Annotated in this window: 12 protein-coding genes; 2 read left to right on the plus strand and 10 right to left on the minus strand. The window is 45.9% G+C overall.

Going from position 1 to position 15,947, the window contains the following annotated elements; translation table 11 throughout:
* Window positions 1-43: 43 nt before the first annotated feature.
* The 4 genes from CVV54_06445 to CVV54_06460 form a co-directional block, all read right to left on the minus strand.
* Window positions 44-787 (minus strand): hypothetical protein, encoded by a 744-nt coding sequence (locus CVV54_06445; GenBank protein ID PKL04508.1) that lies wholly within the window; start codon window positions 785-787, stop codon window positions 44-46.
* 68 nt (window positions 788-855) lie between these two features.
* Entirely contained in the window at window positions 856-1,686 is an 831-nt protein-coding gene (locus tag CVV54_06450; GenBank protein ID PKL04509.1) for a hypothetical protein, read from the minus strand.
* Window positions 1,679-2,158: a hypothetical protein gene (locus CVV54_06455; protein ID PKL04510.1), complete on the minus strand. Its 480-nt coding sequence runs from the start codon at window positions 2,156-2,158 to the stop codon at window positions 1,679-1,681. Before CVV54_06455 ends, CVV54_06450 begins: the two co-directional genes overlap by 8 nt.
* A complete protein-coding gene (locus tag CVV54_06460; GenBank protein PKL04511.1) occupies window positions 2,158-5,031 on the minus strand; it encodes a hypothetical protein in 2,874 nt (957 codons plus the stop codon). The genes CVV54_06455 and CVV54_06460 overlap by 1 nt, the downstream gene beginning before the upstream one ends.
* Before the next feature lie 187 nt (window positions 5,032-5,218).
* On the opposite strand from CVV54_06460, the gene CVV54_06465 reads away from it, so the two are divergent.
* Entirely contained in the window at window positions 5,219-5,980 is a 762-nt protein-coding gene (locus CVV54_06465) for a hypothetical protein (GenBank protein ID PKL04512.1), read from the plus strand.
* Between the two features lie 4 nt (window positions 5,981-5,984).
* Here the strand turns inward: CVV54_06465 and CVV54_06470 are convergent, their stop codons facing one another.
* The 6 genes from CVV54_06470 to rarD all read right to left on the minus strand — a co-directional run bounded on the left by CVV54_06470 (window position 5,985) and on the right by rarD (window position 14,621).
* Entirely contained in the window at window positions 5,985-6,941 is a 957-nt protein-coding gene (locus tag CVV54_06470) for an LPS biosynthesis protein WbpP (protein ID PKL04513.1), read from the minus strand.
* Between the two features lie 116 nt (window positions 6,942-7,057).
* Entirely contained in the window at window positions 7,058-8,533 is a 1,476-nt protein-coding gene (locus tag CVV54_06475) for an RND transporter (GenBank protein ID PKL04514.1), read from the minus strand.
* Between the two features lie 10 nt (window positions 8,534-8,543).
* Window positions 8,544-11,669 (minus strand): hydrophobe/amphiphile efflux-1 family RND transporter, encoded by a 3,126-nt coding sequence (locus CVV54_06480; GenBank protein PKL04515.1) that lies wholly within the window; start codon window positions 11,667-11,669, stop codon window positions 8,544-8,546.
* A 2-nt stretch (window positions 11,670-11,671) separates the two neighbouring features.
* Window positions 11,672-13,081 (minus strand): efflux RND transporter periplasmic adaptor subunit, encoded by a 1,410-nt coding sequence (locus tag CVV54_06485; protein ID PKL04516.1) that lies wholly within the window; start codon window positions 13,079-13,081, stop codon window positions 11,672-11,674.
* Window positions 12,972-13,592 (minus strand): TetR family transcriptional regulator, encoded by a 621-nt coding sequence (locus CVV54_06490; GenBank protein PKL04517.1) that lies wholly within the window; start codon window positions 13,590-13,592, stop codon window positions 12,972-12,974. The genes CVV54_06485 and CVV54_06490 overlap by 110 nt, the downstream gene beginning before the upstream one ends.
* 120 nt (window positions 13,593-13,712) lie before the next feature.
* Complete coding sequence (gene rarD / locus CVV54_06495; GenBank protein ID PKL04518.1) at window positions 13,713-14,621, minus strand: EamA family transporter RarD; 909 nt, start codon at window positions 14,619-14,621, stop codon at window positions 13,713-13,715.
* A 123-nt stretch (window positions 14,622-14,744) separates the two neighbouring features.
* On the opposite strand from rarD, the gene CVV54_06500 reads away from it, so the two are divergent.
* Entirely contained in the window at window positions 14,745-15,935 is a 1,191-nt protein-coding gene (locus CVV54_06500; protein ID PKL04519.1) for an amidohydrolase, read from the plus strand.
* Window positions 15,936-15,947 lie beyond the last annotated feature (12 nt).

A 15,947-nucleotide genomic window follows, 5' to 3' on the forward strand; every position in this document is an offset into this window, starting at 1 on the left:
CAATATTTATTTTGTCTGCAACAGTCAGGAGATAAGAAGCACCTTACGGGTTTATCCAGATATCTCTTTCGTAGTTGTCTTCCATGACTTCATATACATAGCCCCTGTCCCTGTCCCAAGCGTACCTTCCGTTCGGAGCTATTGAGCCGTACCCGTCAAGATACTGCATATTTCTTGAATCAGCGGTATCTCTGGTAACATAACCGCGGTAGAAAGGCAAGATCGGAAGTTTTCCTCTGGTCCTTTTTACGCTCCAGTCACCCTGAAGGCCCGTTACAGAGACTACGTCGTTGAGAACCTGATCCATCCCTTCGGGGATCTCTTCAATAAACATGACTTTGCCCATTCCTGATTTACCAAAGAGAGACAACAAATATGCAGATCCCCACACGCCGTCAGGTATATGTCTCAAAGAATCAACGGCAACAAACAACGCATCTATTGCCATGAGTTGCCTGGGCTGTATGCTCCGCTGTGGAGCGAATCCTGATACTTCCTGCCACTTCGACGGGTCTCCCTGGGGAAACATCCTGTTGATAAGTGCTACAGCAGCTGCCGCCCTCCAGCGAGGTTCTCCGTCCCAAAGTTTATCCCACAGCTCCATCTCGGTTCCCTGCGGAGCAATGTCAAGCATGTCTGCTACGATGGCAGCTCCGGTGTCTTTTATTTTGCTTCTTTTCTCCATCTCTGCAGCAAATGTATCCCAGTCAGATGCTGCAAAGACTGGCGCAGAAAATAATGTTATCGCCAATACCAGAAACACAGCTAATGTCCATTTTACTTTCATCTTTACAACACCCCTCAAAAGGTAAGTTATGATAAGGAATATCCGATAAGGCTTTTATGGGTATTATCTCAGTTGACCCTGTCGCCTCTTATCGTTATCTCTCTCTCCCAGTGGCCGGCTGCCCAAGCTTTCCGGTTTATGCCTCCGGGAAGTATCTTCCATACAGCCGCTTCCCCCTGATCTGAACCAACAATATCAAGTATAAAGATCTCCCCTGAAGAAAAAGGAATATAAACGGCATCGTCAGCCTGGTATATCCTCTCAAGTTTTTCAGACTGGACCTTTACCTCTTCAACAAACTTCCAGAGTTCTCCCCTTCGTTTGCCTGAGGCACTTAACTTTTCAATCCCTTCTCTAGAAACCATTACTACTCCGGATTTTCCGTAACCGGACAAAAACCAGCTAAGGAACTGAGCCCTTTCATTGAGATCCCCCGCAACTGAAGGCAGGGCTTTTCTGCAGTAAAAACCGAGATATGCCTTTGAGTTTTTCCTTTCACGCCCTATGATCTCTCCAAGTTTTTTGGCAGCATCTTTTTCCCTGCTCTCGATCAACAGTTTTTTTATAGAAGCCATCAGCTCGTTTTTTAGATATCCTTCACCCGGATAGATCAAATTGATCGAAACTTCATAGATTTCCGGAAACATGAATATCGCATCAATTTCTTCTTCCATGTCTGAAGATGCTACTGTCAATGATGTTTCATAAAACGGAGGGTTATCACCGGATAATACATCTTCATTATTCGCAGCCAATAAGTCATCCCTTCCCACAGAGAGAAGAAATAATAGTGATATGGCAACGTATGTAAGAACTGCTTTTGCATGTCTTATCTCCACTTTATGGAGTCCAAGGTCTTTTAACGTGAAAACTGAACAGATTTTTGTATAGCTAGACATCTATATATCTTGTCTCTCCTTTACTTGAAGATCCTCTGTCCCTGAGCGGCATGGACCCGTCAAATGCCAATACCAGGACAGGCAGTCCAAGAAGGATAGGGGTGATGAAACCCCAAAGCCAGAAATTTTTACCAAGTCTCTCTGCGATCTTTCCCCAAAGGTAGACATTTGCGGCAAAAGCTACCAGTGCAGCCCCCGAGCTGAAGACCTCGCTAAAAATATAGAAACTTACGATGTTCATAGCAGCAGTTATGATCCCAGGCGCAACTATCGCTACGGTAAACCAGCGGGATATCCTGGCACAGTCGCAAAGAAGTGCTATGTTATAAAAGGGGATAAGAAACCTGAGGAAAGATCCTATCCTGAACTTCTCCCCAAGCCTGGAAAATACATAGGCTGCAAAAATATATATTCCAAAGCACATGAGTACAAGCACAATAACTGCCAATGCTCCGAAAAGTATTGTGAACATTACTCTTTTGACCTCTTTTCCAGCTCTGATATGACATTGCCAAGTTCTTTTATTTTATCTCCGTAAAGCGCCCAGTTGCCCTGGCGCTGTGCTTCCTGAGCTGAATCGTATATTTCCTGGGCCTGTTTTGCAAGGGCAGAGATGTCTTTTTCTCCAAGCACATTATCTCCGGACAGGACACCGCTTCCGCTTCCTCCCACCATGTCTGCTACTGATCCCGGCCTGACAGCAGATCCCTTTTCTGAAGCTTTTTTGCCTATCAGCTTTTCAAGAGCCCCGGCAAATGTCTCATCCCATTCCACTCTGCCTCCTGTTGAAACTATCACTCTCTTCAACTCAGGCAGTTCGCCGTTCTCTGCTTTTAGATAGAGTGGCTGGACATAAAGCAGTGATTTACCTATCGGTATGACCAGCAGGTCGCCGATAATCACTTCTGATCCCCTCTGGCTCCATAGAGAGAGCTGTGCTGAGATCTCCGGGTTCTGGTTTATAAGAGCCTCGATCTGAGCAGGACCATATATCAGTTTTTGTTTTGGAAACTGGTAGACAAGGAGTTCCCCGTATTTTCCGGGATCGCACCGACCTGCCATCCAGCCAATAAGATTATCCCTTCCAAGCGGCATGTAGGGAACAATGATCGCAAATTCAGGATCTTTTTCCCCCCAGAGTTTCATCGTGACGTAGTTAGGCGAGATCCTTCTCTTACGCCCTACCGGCGTAACTTCCCACACGTCTTCCCTGTTGTAGTAAGTGTTGGTGTCAGTCATGTGGTATGTCCTGTAGACGTCAGTCTGGACCTCAAAAAAGTCTTCAGGGTATCTCATGTGTTTCCAAAGTTCCTCTGACATCTCCCCTGCCGGTTTGAAAATTGCAGGGAATATTTTTCGCCATGTCTGGACTAAAGGATCCTTTTCATCAACTACATAGAAGGACATTTTGCCGTCGTAAGCATCAACCGTTGCCTTGACACTGTTCCTTATGTAATTGACCCCGTTGAAGTGGCTCAGTGTGGGGTCCGGAGTCATAACCGGCTTTGAGTATGGATACCTATGAGTCCATGTAAAGGCATCCTGGACCCATATTATCCTGCCGTCAAATATTACAGGGTATGTATCCTGGTCAAAAATAAGGAATGGCGCTATCTCTTTCAGAGCCTCACGGACATTTCTGTAGTAAAGGATTCTGCTCTCAGGTCTGAGTGCTCCTGTAAAAAGTATCTCAGTATCCCTGAACCTGAGTGTAAAGAGAAGTCTTTTCCAGAAAGACCCGATCTCTACCCCGCCAGCACCCTCATAAGTGCTTCTGACGTTAGAGTCTCCCATCGGGTAGTCGAATTCCTTGACATCAGTATTGACCAGGACATAAAAATCCTTCATCGATCCATAATATATCTGGGGACTGTCAAGCCTGATATCAACAGTTGACCTGGGAGGGAGGTCCTTCATAAAGAAGAAAGGCAGCCCTCCGGGAGATACTTCGTTTACAGGATTCATTACTACTCCGTATCCATGTGTAAACTCAAGATGCATGTTTACCCATGTCTGGTTCTGAAGCTTTGAGAGATCCAATTCCCTGACGGAGAGCATTACCTGCCTGTTGCCCCCGTTCAGCTTGTATCTGTCTATATAAACATCTTCAAAATCATAATATGTCCTAATGGCCTGAAGCTGTTTATAAGTCCTCAGAAGCGGAGAATAATCCCAAAGGCGAATATTTTTCACTGTCTCCTGATCGGCCAGCAGCTCTTCGGGTGTGACCTCGTTCTCAGGCGTGACATCTATTGTCCTCACATTATTGAGTCCAAAGGCCCTGCGCGTATAATCCAGATGGTAGTCCAGAAAGGGTTTTTCCATTTCGTACTCATTGGGCTTTACCCTATACTGCTGGACAAGTCCCGGAACAAAAGAACTTGATACCCAGCCAAGCAAAAGAAGTGCCCCGATCAGAACAGCCGACATTTTCCACATCGGCTTGTAGAAATTCATAAGAAGGAGTGCAGCAGCAACCACGGCAGCAACAGTCAGGATATTGAAAGCAGGCAGCAATATGTTCACATCCGTATAGCCGGCACCGAATACCACTCCTGTCGGTGAGAAGAGAAGTTCATATCTCGCAAGCCAGTATCCGGCTCCCCATATAAGAAGAAAGAGCACGCCAAGAAGGGACATATGCAGCCTGGCCCTTGAAGATGTGGTTAATTTTGTCCCGTCAAGTGAAAGTGAGCGTGTCATGAAATATGATACGAAAGTTCCCAGAAGGGTGATGACCAATACTCCCTGGAACCAAGACTGGATGTATTTTATGAACGGGAGTGTAAAGACATAAAAACCTACATCAAGACCAAATAATGGGTCAGATTCCCCAAAGGGGGTCGGATTCATAAATTTAAGGAACGTACCCCATGAACCCATTGCATTCAGTGCGTTTACTAATGCCATAAGCGCGGCAGCTACTATTATTACCCATTTTGAAGCGTTAAATTTTACATTTTCGTCTGATGATGCATCGTTTAATATTCTAAGCCCGCTTTTCCATGCAGAATTCCAATTGAACCAGTAAATGGCAAAAGCAGGAACGAGAGCTATGAAAAAGAGTTCCCACCTTGCGGTGAACCGTCTCCAGAAAACAGACTCAAAACCGTAAGATTCAAACCAGTAGAGATCCGTTAGAAAAACAGCAAGACCAGGCAGTATGACTGTAAACAGTATAAAAATACCACCCAGTATGAACCATATCCTCGAGATCTTTGGCATCCTTATATTCGGGATCTTCGGTCTTTCCTCATTCCATCCGCTTTCATTGTCCCCTGATCCGTCCGTCCATTCCTGACGAGTACGCCCGTATAAGCTTTCAAATATTTTTTTAAGATCCATGGTCACCAGCTCCTCGCTCAGTGTACAATCGTATCTGGTTATTGTTAACTAAAATCAGATGTATGTCCAGCGCCGCATCACCTAAACAGCTGTTTGAAATGTAAGAATTTATTGAAACGGAGCAGATTAACATACTGGAACTGATAATGAACATTTTTTTGACCTATTTTGCGTAAGAGGTGAGGATATGTTTTATGCATACAAACTGATAGGATCGCTCTTAGTTCCTCCCGGGCTGCTGTGCGTTATCACAGCTATCTTCTCTTTTGTCCTTTTCAGATCAAAAAACAAGAAGTTACTTTCTATTGCTATGCTGATGCTTAGCCTATCCATCTGGTTTATGAGCACCTCAGCCGGATCCTTTTTTATTACAGGCGGACTGGAAAGGAAACATTTGAATTCTGTGCCGGAGACGGAAAGGCCTGTAGCTTTCCTTGTACTGGCGGGCGGTTCTAACTACGACAGAGATGGGGATGCAGTTACACCCGGTGTCTACTCCCTTGAAAGGATCTATTCTGCTGTCACGGCGGCGGATAGCAGTAAAGATGTACTTATCTTTTCAGGTGGAAACGTCTATGGGTACGATCAGAGGACAGAGGCAGAAATAATGGAAGATTGCGCAAAGAAAATGGGATGGAAGGGCAAAACACTGCTTGAAACTTCTTCAAGAACGACGGGAGAAAACATGATCTATGCCGAAAGGATGCTTTTCGGTCCAGACTTTCATCATGTCGTTATAGTGACCAACGCCTTCCACATGCCCCGTTCAATGTTAAGGGCTCATTCAGTGTTTAGGGGAAAGAGACTCTTCTCTCTCTCTGCAGGGATGGAGACAGAACCAAAATTTAGGGGCATCCCGGACCTTTTCCCGGATGCTCACAATTTTCACCTCTCCTGTCTTGGCATCAAGGAATGGGTCGGTATATTGGCATTCAGGATACTTGGATGATCCTTTATTTTTTATAATTATCCTTGTACCAGTCCGCAGTATCAGAGAGTGCACACATGATTTCGGTAAATTCTGTTTTTCCCAGGGCTTCGGTAAGGAGAGAGATATCAGCACTGCTTATCTTTATGTCTCCCGGTCTCTCAGGAAGCCTCACTTCTTTGACATCTGAACCCATTATCTCAGAGATAAGTTTCAATAGTTCGTTTACCGTCATACTCTTTCCGGTAGCAAGATTAAAGACTCGTCCCCTGTTTTGGTGTGCTCTCTTACACATCTTCAGGAGTACCGACGTCAGATCCCTGACGTATACGAAATCCCTTGTCTGGGTGCCGTCTCCGAAAACCACGGGGCTTCCTCCGGAAGAAAGCGCATGACAAAACCTCGGTATTACAGACGCATATGAGCCAAATGGATCCTGCCTCGGGCCATAGACGTTAAAGAACCTGAACCCGACACAATCCAGCCCCCAGACTCTTGCAGCAGAACATGCCTGTATTTCGTTTATGGCTTTGCTTGCTCCATACGGCGACATTGGCAGAGGGATCTCTCCCTCGTGCCTCAGCCCCTCACTTCTGTTGCCGTAAACTGCCGCAGAACTCGCATATATGAGAGGGATCTTCATGTCTTTCAAAGCTATGATCAGATCACTGAAAGCTGTTACATTATTGAGATGACACTCTTCGGGCTTTTCTATCGACAGCGGTACGGAGACCATGGCTGCAAAGTGGAAGACTGCATCTATGCCCTCCAGCAGTTTCTTCAGAAGATCTTTATCTGAGACATCTCCCTCAACGAATCTGAGCGAAGGGTCGTTAGACAGGTGTTCCAAATTCTCTCTCTTTCCGGTAATCAGGTTATCGAGCACAGTGACCTTCCACCCGTCAGAAATGAGTTCGTCAGCCATGTGCGAGCCAATAAATCCGGCCCCCCCTGTTATCAAAGCAGATCTGGTCGGTTTCATGCGTTTATTTCCCCCTAGAAAAGCTTTTTGTAATAATACTCTTTCATTATAACAATGAGAGCCCTGTCTTAGTATGCGACAGAGCTCTCAAAATTATTATATTGAATAAAATGATCCTACTTGTTCACTGCAGAAGTATCATATTCTTCGCTGATAGGGGCCCATCCGCCGCCCAGAGCTTTAAAGAGCATTACTGAATCAGATGTAATCTGTCCGTCGCTTATCGCAGTCGCTTCTGACAGGGAAAGGAGTGCTCTCTGTGCGTTTATGACATTGTTAAAATCGGTAAGTCCGTTCCTGTACTTGTCATTAGCTACATCGAGCGCTGTCTGTGCAGCCTCTCTCCCCCTCCTGAGCGCATCGTTCCTTTTTCTTTCCTCTATGCCTGCGGTCAGGGCATTCCTGACCTCAGCCACGGCTTTGAGTACTGTCTGTTCGTATGCGGCAAGGTACTGTTCCTGCCTTGCTGTCTGGACTTTGATATTATTCCTGATGGCACCTGCATGGAAAATTGGCCAGACTATCTTTGGTCCGAATGAATATACTTTGTTGGGGCCTTCAAAAAGGCTTCCGGTATCAAGAGCTTCTGTACCTATGGAGCCAATCAGGTAGAACTTAGGCCAAAGATCAGCCTTTGCCGATTTTTTCCGGGCTATCTGTGCAACGAGCTGACGCTCAGCGGCAAATATGTCCGGTCTCTGACGGAGGCTGTTTGCCGGAATACCTGTCATCATTTTTTGATCAAGCTTAGGGAGCGGTTTTCTTTCGCTGAGCAACTGGTCAAGACTTCCGGGGACCCTTCCAGTAAGCACTGCGAGATTATTTTTGACCTCCTCAATACTTTTTTGTATAGGGGGTATTTCAGCTTTTGTCTGTTCAAGTGTGTATTTGGACTGGTTAAGCGCAAGGTGGTCGCTCAGTCCTGCATCTACCCTTGACTGAAGCATTTCCAGCGTATCTTCCTGAAGGGCCAGGTTGCTCTCTGCAATAAGAAGCCTCTCCTGAAGAGTCCGGAGTGTCAGATAGTTCAGTGCAACCTCAGCAGAAAGGGAGACCCAGGCGGCATGCAGTGATGCATACTGTGCCTCCAGAGAAGCTGCTCCCGCTTTAACCGTCTCTCTTCTTCCGCCAAAAATGTCTATCTCCCATGACGCATCTATACCTAACTTATATACATCAACACCTTTACCCTTACCTCCTGTCTCGACAGGAGTTCTAGAGTTGTACCAGTAGTCAGTGTTGTCAAGCCATGGCAAAAGTGCGGCTTTGTTTATCCCAAGTGCGGCCCTCGCCTCTGTCACTTTTGAACGGGCAGAAGCCAGATCCCTGTTGCTCTGCAGTGACCATTCAACAAGCTGTGTGAGTATCTCATCATTCAAGGACTCCCACCATTTTGCCAGCATTTCGGGATCGGGCTCGCTTAAAACATCACCAGACATCGCAGGGATAGGGTACCTATGGGTCATCTCTATCCATTTCCCTTCACTAAGTTCGATATCAGCGTTTTGCTGAGGAGCATTTTCAGCAAAAACAGAACCTGCCATAAGAAGGATGAATATGGAAATTACCGCTATATTGATCTTTTTCATCATCCCACTCCCCTTAATCCTTACCAAACGAAGCCTTTATACGCCCCTTGATGTTTTCCCTCAGAGTCTGGAAAAGGACGTAAAGGGCAGGTATCAAAAATATACCAAGTATGGTTGCGGTCGTCATACCGAAGCATATCGTGGTTCCGACAGCCCTTCTGCTTCCGGCACCCGCACCGCTTGCAAGAAGCATGGGAAGAACTCCCACTACGCATGTGAAAGCCGTCATCAGAACTGCTCGGAAACGTTCTCTGGCAGCTTCCGCCGCAGCATCAATAATTGAAAGTCCCTTCTCCTCCCTCTGTTCCTTGGCAAATTCAATGATCAGTATCGCATTCTTGCCAGCCAGCCCTATAAGCAGCAATATTCCAAGCTGCACATAGATCGAGACTGAAAGTCCCATAACATAAACTCCGCCAAGAGCTCCCAGGACTGCTACCGGAAGTGAGAGAATTACAGGTACCGGAACCGTCCAGCTTTCATACTGAGCAACCAGAAAAAGATAGGCGAATAACAGAGCTATCAATATGACTATGGCAATCTGCCCCTTTGCCTGCTGTTCCTGGTATGTCATTCCCGACCACTCGTAGGCGTAACCCTCAGGCAGGCTCTTAGCCAGCTCTCTAAGTTTGGTTATCCCCTGCCCTGTTGAAAATCCATCTTTCATCACAACAGTTATGGCTGCGCTGGGGTAGAGATTGTAGCGAGAAATTGCACGCGGTGCCACCGTATTCTTTATTGAAATCAAGCTCTGGAGCGGAACAGGTTTTCCTGCCGTGCTGTTTACGTAGATGTTTCCGACTTTGCTTATGTTGTTCCTGAAATTCCAGTCAGACTGCACCATTACCTTGTTGACCTGCGTTCCGATGTTGATGTCGTTTATGTAGGCCGAGCCAAAGTATGTCTGCAGAGTGGAGAATATGTTCCCGATCGGCACATTGAACATCTCAGCCTTCTCCCTGTCAATATCCAGGAAGAGATGGGGCGTGTTGGATGTATAGGTGCTGTAGGCATAAAGAACTTCCGGGAGCTGGTTAATCTTCCCTACGAAACCCCGCAGGACCATGGCCATCTTTTCGGGATCGTTCTCAAGCCTTGACTGCAGCCGCATGTCGATCCCGCCGCTGATACCCAGCCCCTGGATCGCAGGAGGCGTGAAAACATTTATCTGAGCCTCAGGGACAGAAGAACCAATGGCTACGATCTTTCCAACTATGCTCTGCAGGCTCTTTTCTCTGGAACTCCTCTCATCCCAGTGCTCAAGAGGAACTATTATCGAACCCAGGTTTTCGCTTAATCCGCCGATTAAGCTGTAGCCTTTTATTCCCATTACAAATTTAACTCCCGGGATATCCTTTATCTGAGGTATAAGTTTGTTCATCACAGCATCTGTTCTCCCAAGGCTTGCACCCTCAGGCAGCTGGACCGCCGCGAAAACAGCCCCCTGGTCTTCATCGGGCAAGAACTCTGTCGGCAGATATTTTGCCGACAAAGCTGCTGCCGCTATCACAGCTGTAAGTATCGCTACCGTTATCACCTTTCTGCTCGCCAGCCAGACTGAGCCAGCGACGTATTTCTTAGTAGAAACACCCAATAAATCATTGAACCACTTAAGAGGTCCGTTTTGTTTTTGATGAACTTTTCTAAGCAAATGAGCGCACATTGCAGGGCTTAGAGTAAGGGCAACTATCAGAGAAAAGACAACTGAGAATGAGATGGTAACTGCAAACTGGCGATAGATCTGGCCCGTAATCCCGCCCATAAAACCTACCGGCACAAAGATAGCCAGGAATACCAGTGTTGTAGCGACCATAGGCCCTGTAACGTCCTTCATGGCCTGCACAGTGGCGGTTTCTGTATCACAGTGGTCTCTGTCCATTATGAAGAGAACGCGTTCGACAACTATTATAGCGTCGTCAACGACCGTTCCTATTACAAGCACCAGCCCAAAGAGTGAGAGAATGTTAATGCTGTAGCTCATGAATGCCAGCCCTGAAAATGTAGCCAGGAGAGAGATCGGAATAGCTGCCACGGGCACAAGTGTTACCCTCAGGTCCTGGAGGAAGATATAACAGACAAAAACAACAAGAGAGAATGTAATAAGGAGCGTCATCATGATCTCTTTTATAGTGGCAGTAACATATTCTGTTGAGTCATAACCAAGAACGAACTCTGTATCGTTTGGAAGCTGAGGAGTTAGTTCTTCAATTGTTCTTTTGGCTCCTGCCATTACATCGAGAGCATTCGATCCCGGAGACTGCGTCAAAAGCATCATTGCCGTAGGCCTTCCGTTGAATGAGGAATCAAAGGAATAAAACTCAGAACCCAATTCGATCCTGGAGATGTCCTTTAGTTTGACAAGTCCTCCCTGAGCGGTGGTTCTAAGAATTATATTCTCAAACTCACTGACAGAATTCAGTCTTCCGCGCGTAGTCAATGAATATACTATGGGTTGGTCTGATTTTGCAGGTGCTGTGCCTATTGAGCCGATCGAAGCCTGTTTGTTCTGGCTCTTTATCGCTTCGGCAACGTCATTGATGCTGAGGCCAAGTGAAGCTATTCGGTCCGGGTCGAGCCATATACGTATACTGTATTTGGACCCGAATACCTTACAGCCTCCCAGTCCGGGAACCCGCTTAAAAACGTTTTTGATGTTGTTTTCAGCGTAGTCCATAAGGAAAGATCCATCTTTCGTACCGTTGGGAGATATCAGGCCTACGAACCCAAGAGTGTCCGAAAAACTTGACTCAACGATTATCCCCTCTGCCGTAACTGCACTTGGCAGCATGGGAGTTGCCTGCTGAATACGATTCTGAACTTTTACAAGTGCCATGTCAGGGTCTGTTCCCATATCGAAAGTTATTGACAGCTCATAGTTCCCTCCGTTGTCGGAGGTAGAGCTCATGTATATCATTCCGTCTACACCGTTGATCTGCTCTTCCAGAGGAGCAGCAACAGTGTTTGCAAGAGTTGATGCATCCGCGCCACGGTACGTTGCCTCTACTCTGATCTGAGGAGGTGTGACATTTGGGTACTGCGCCACAGGCAGTCTGAACGCGCTTATCAATCCTGCGAAGGCAAGTACTATTGCTATGACCATCGCAAATCTTGGGCGCTTGATAAAGAATTCCGAGAACATCTTTAGTTTCCTTCTTTGTTTTGGGAATCAGAAGAAGAGAGTGATAGCTCTACCTCGTTCTGTCCTGCGATCTCCGCGGCAGTCTTTGCTGCTGTTTCTTCCTGTGCAGGAGCTACGGGCCCTTCGGGCTGAACATTCTGCAATCCTACGCGTATCACTTTGTCCCCTGCTTTCAGGCCCTTCACAACTTTGCGCATTGTGCCAACTTCTTTTCCAAGTTCTATCCTTGTTTGATGTGCTATTTTGTTCTCATCAACTGTATATACATAATTTCCCTGAGAATCAGCCAGGATTGATTCCTGTGGGACAACCAGGCTGAGCTCTTTATCAACAGGTTTAGTCCCAAGACGTACCATTGATCCGGGAATAAGGAAACCCTCCGGGTTCGGGAATCGTATGATCATCTCCAGGGTACCAGTCTTCTCGTCAACTTTATTGCTTTCGAAATCGCGTTCTCCCTGAACATTAAGTTCCTTGCCGTTTGACAGTATCAGAGAAGTCTTATACACTGGACCGTTTTTCCTGAACTGCTCCAGCTCATTAAGATAATCTTTGTCAGGCAGTGCAAAAGAGACCCGTATCGGATCCATCTGAACTATCATCGCAATAGCTCCGGATGCCGGAGTTACATAATTTCCTTTTGTGAATGCCGCTGCTCCAATCTGCCCGCTTATAGGAGAAGTTATCCTGGTATGAGAAAGGTCTATCTGTGCCAGCCTAAGAACAGCTTTAGCCTGTGAAACACCTGCCTTGGCCTGAAGAAAAGCGCTCTCGGCAGTATCAATGTCGCTCGCAGAAATGCTGCGTTCATCTGCTGCCTTAACGCGAGCAAGATATTTTTCAGCCTTCACCAGTTCTGCCTGAGCCTGTTCCAGTTCTGCTTTCCTGAGGTCTACGGTTGCCTGATATTGGCCGGAGTCTATCGTAAAAAGGATCTGTCCTGCCTTTACGAGGGATCCCTCTTTGAAGTTGACTTTAACGATCTCTCCTGAAATCTGGGGTTTTATGGATACAGTCTGAATAGCATCTACCTTTCCAATAAAGCTGCGGCTCGACGAGAGGTCCTTTTCTGTCACAGTGTAGAGAACAACAGCAGGGGCAGGTGGCTGCATCTGAGAATTTTTATTTACTGCGTCAGATTTCAAATAGCTCTTTGCTGCAAATCCGAGTACGACCATTATTGCAATTATTGCTGCAGCCTTGATCCATCCGTTCTTACCCGAAGAATTTTTGATCTGAATCTTTTTTTCTTCCCCTTGTGCCGTCATATAAACGCACCTGCTCTTTCTTGAATATAGATGTTCAGTTTTCTTTATAAAGTAATTCTTTCTTGAATGCGTTGCATATAAAATCTGTGCACTTTGTAATGTCATCTGTGACAATTTCGTTGAGCACCAATATAAACAGACCATAAAAGACCGAAGTTATAGCTGAAGAAACTTCATCAGCCTCAATATCCTGCCTAATGATACCCTCCTGTCGGGACCTCAGCAGAATATCGTTTATCATCTTCTTTTCCCTTGTTATCTGGTCTTTCAGAAGAGAAAATACATTTGACCTGACATCCTCCGGCCATTCAAAACGCCTTAGCATGATGGCATTGATCTTCATAAATTTGTCGTTTCTGCTGGGCAGCACAAGTTTTTTCTTGTAGTAGTCACGAAGTTCTGCCAATGTTTTTGGTTCACCGAATTTTTCTGCAAACTCCATTTCAGAATCAAGGAATATCTCTCCAATAAGCTTGGAAAGTAAGTCGCTCTTATTTTTAAAATGCCAGTAAAGAGCGCCTTTTGTCATTCCGACCCGTTCTGCTATCTCACTCAATGTAACATCTGAAAAACTTTTTTCAGAAAAAACATCAAGGGCCGATTCAAGAAGCTTGCTTCGTGTTTTTATGGAGTCTTCTTTGGTATTTCTTGGCAATCAACCACATCCAGACATAAAAAAATAGCATAGCGAATTATACATACGCTGAAGTATGTATGTCAACACAAATCAAAATTTATATCGTAATTATATCGTCTGTATTGTAACGGAAAAGTATCAGGCTTTACTGCTGTCGAGCCTGCGCCTGCTTTTGAAAATTGCATCTGCAGAATAGACAGCCAGAGCTGTCCAGATAAAAATAAATGTAGTTATCCTGGACATCCGGATAGGTTCGTTGTATACAAAGACACCAAGCACGAAACTGAGTGTCGGCGAAACATATTGGACGAAGCCTATCGTCGTCAGAGGAACCCGTGCTGCACCATAAGCGAAAAGTATGAGAGGAATGGAAGTTAGTATCCCTGTACCTGCAAGCAGAATGTTCGTCAGACCGTCATAAGGAAAAGATGCAGTTCCCTCTTTCTGGAGAAACATGAGAAATGCCAGCGCGATCGGAGATACTGTGAGGGTCTCAATGAAAAGGGCTATATCCGGTTTGGCCTTGATTGCCTTTTTGAGCACTCCGTATGATCCAAAGGAGAGAGCCAGACCTATAGAGACAAGAGGTATGGAGCCAACAGAGATCAGTTCGAGACTTACTCCGAGAACCGCAAGGCAAAGTGCCACGGTCTGTATTTTGTTAAGCTTTTCCTTAAAAAACATCATACCGAAAAACATACTTACAAGAGGATTAATAAAGTATCCCAGGCTTGTCTCCAGAATCCTGCCGTGGTTGACAGCCCATATATAGAGACCCCAGTTGAAAGAGATGAGGAATCCCCCGCCGGCAAGCCAGAATACATCACTTCTTCTCTCTTTCAGCATACCCAGGAGGATCGTTCGATTTTTGTGCGCGAACATAAGAATGAAAGTAAACAGTGCAGACCATATGACCCGGTGGCCCAATATTTCAAAAGATGAGACCGCCTCCAGTGCTTTCCAGTAGACCGGCATTGCTCCCCAGATAAAATATGCAAAAAAAAGAGCTGCTATCCCTTTCATATTCTGGTCCACCTGATTCAGCATCCCCTGTCATCATTTAAGAAGAAAAGCCTTCCGACTGCACAATTGTACACTATATCCCTGATTTGTGATAAACTAAGCCATTATTCATCTAGTGCTTTCTAAAGATGGAAGGAAGTATCCGATATGTCTGATAATTCAAGACTATCTGCTCTGGGAGCCCAGCTTCTGGCTGAAGCAGAGAACATCTCAGAGGAAATGCGGGATTGGAGAAGGGATTTCCATCAGTTCCCCGAACTTGCGTTTGAAGAAAATATTACTGCCTCCAAAATAACAAGGGTGCTCGATTCTATCGAGGGTATGGAGGTCATCTCAGGTTTTGCAATTCCAACATCCGTTATCGGGATCCTGGGGAAAGACCTTCCGGGGCCTGCCATCCTTCTGCGCTCTTGTATGGATGCACTTGCTGTTGAAGAAGAGACCGGACTTTCCTTCTCTTCGTGCATGCCCGGCCTCATGCATGCCTGCGGACACGATGCCCATATGGCTTCCCTGCTTGGAGCAGCCAAAGTACTCTCCCTTCATATAGATGAATTAAAAAGAAAAGTTGTATTCCTTTTCCAGCCTGCAGGAGAGGGTAAGGGCGGAGCTAGGATACTTGTAGAAAACAGATTTCTAGAAACTTTCAACATAGGGAACGCAGCTTCTCTGCATTGGTGGTCAGAAATTCCATATGGGGAACTTTTCCTGCGCAAAGGAGTGCTGACAGCGCTGTCAGACAGGATACATATTGACATCCGAGGTACTGCCGGGCACGCTGCAGAACCTCATATGGCTATCGATCCAATAACGATCGCGTCTCACATAGTGATAGCGATACAGACGATGCTTACAAGAGAGATAGACCCAAGAGATCCGATAGTCGTATCTTTCGGACAGATCGAGGCAGGTTACGCTTATAATGTAATACCGGAACAGGTCAACATATGGGGAACACTGCGCGCTTTCAACCCAAAAACAAGGGATTTCGTCCAAAGTAGAATTGAAACTGTTGCGCCCGCAATTGCCAAAGCATTCAGAGGCCTTGCTTCAGTAGAATACACCAGGAATTACAGTCAGGTGGAAAATGACTCTGAAATGGTAGACAAGGTTGTAAATGTTGGTATTCCTTTCTTTGGTGAGGATGGCATTAAAATGTTGGAACGGCCGTTGCTCTCCGGAGAGGATTTTTCCTTCTTCAGTTCATGTGTCCCATCTGTCTTTATGCTTATGGGCACCGGGCTGGAATACGGTCTTCACCATCCCAGATATGACATCCCTGAGAGCATGCTGCCTTTTTCTGCTGCATGGGAATCATACATGGCATTGACGCTTTAATAGAGTGGAGGG

It is taken from the genome of Synergistetes bacterium HGW-Synergistetes-1, assembly GCA_002839185.1.
In the GTDB taxonomy this organism is placed as follows: domain Bacteria; phylum Synergistota; class Synergistia; order Synergistales; family Synergistaceae; genus Caenicola.

What these genes read in the sequence shown, in the direction of transcription:
- CVV54_06465 (PKL04512.1), top strand. Translation starts at nt 5,219, where the DNA reads ATGTTTTATGCATACAAACTGATAGGATCGCTCTTAGTTCCTCCCGGG.
- CVV54_06475 (PKL04514.1), bottom strand. Translation starts at nt 8,533, where the DNA reads ATGATGAAAAAGATCAATATAGCGGTAATTTCCATATTCATCCTTCTT.
- CVV54_06460 (PKL04511.1), bottom strand. Translation starts at nt 5,031, where the DNA reads ATGGATCTTAAAAAAATATTTGAAAGCTTATACGGGCGTACTCGTCAG.
- CVV54_06445 (PKL04508.1), bottom strand. Translation starts at nt 787, where the DNA reads ATGAAAGTAAAATGGACATTAGCTGTGTTTCTGGTATTGGCGATAACA.
- CVV54_06480 (PKL04515.1), bottom strand. Translation starts at nt 11,669, where the DNA reads ATGTTCTCGGAATTCTTTATCAAGCGCCCAAGATTTGCGATGGTCATA.
- rarD (PKL04518.1), bottom strand. Translation starts at nt 14,621, where the DNA reads ATGCTGAATCAGGTGGACCAGAATATGAAAGGGATAGCAGCTCTTTTT.
- CVV54_06455 (PKL04510.1), bottom strand. Translation starts at nt 2,158, where the DNA reads ATGTTCACAATACTTTTCGGAGCATTGGCAGTTATTGTGCTTGTACTC.
- CVV54_06485 (PKL04516.1), bottom strand. Translation starts at nt 13,081, where the DNA reads ATGGTCTGTTTATATTGGTGCTCAACGAAATTGTCACAGATGACATTA.
- CVV54_06450 (PKL04509.1), bottom strand. Translation starts at nt 1,686, where the DNA reads ATGTCTAGCTATACAAAAATCTGTTCAGTTTTCACGTTAAAAGACCTT.
- CVV54_06470 (PKL04513.1), bottom strand. Translation starts at nt 6,941, where the DNA reads ATGAAACCGACCAGATCTGCTTTGATAACAGGGGGGGCCGGATTTATT.
- CVV54_06500 (PKL04519.1), top strand. Translation starts at nt 14,745, where the DNA reads ATGTCTGATAATTCAAGACTATCTGCTCTGGGAGCCCAGCTTCTGGCT.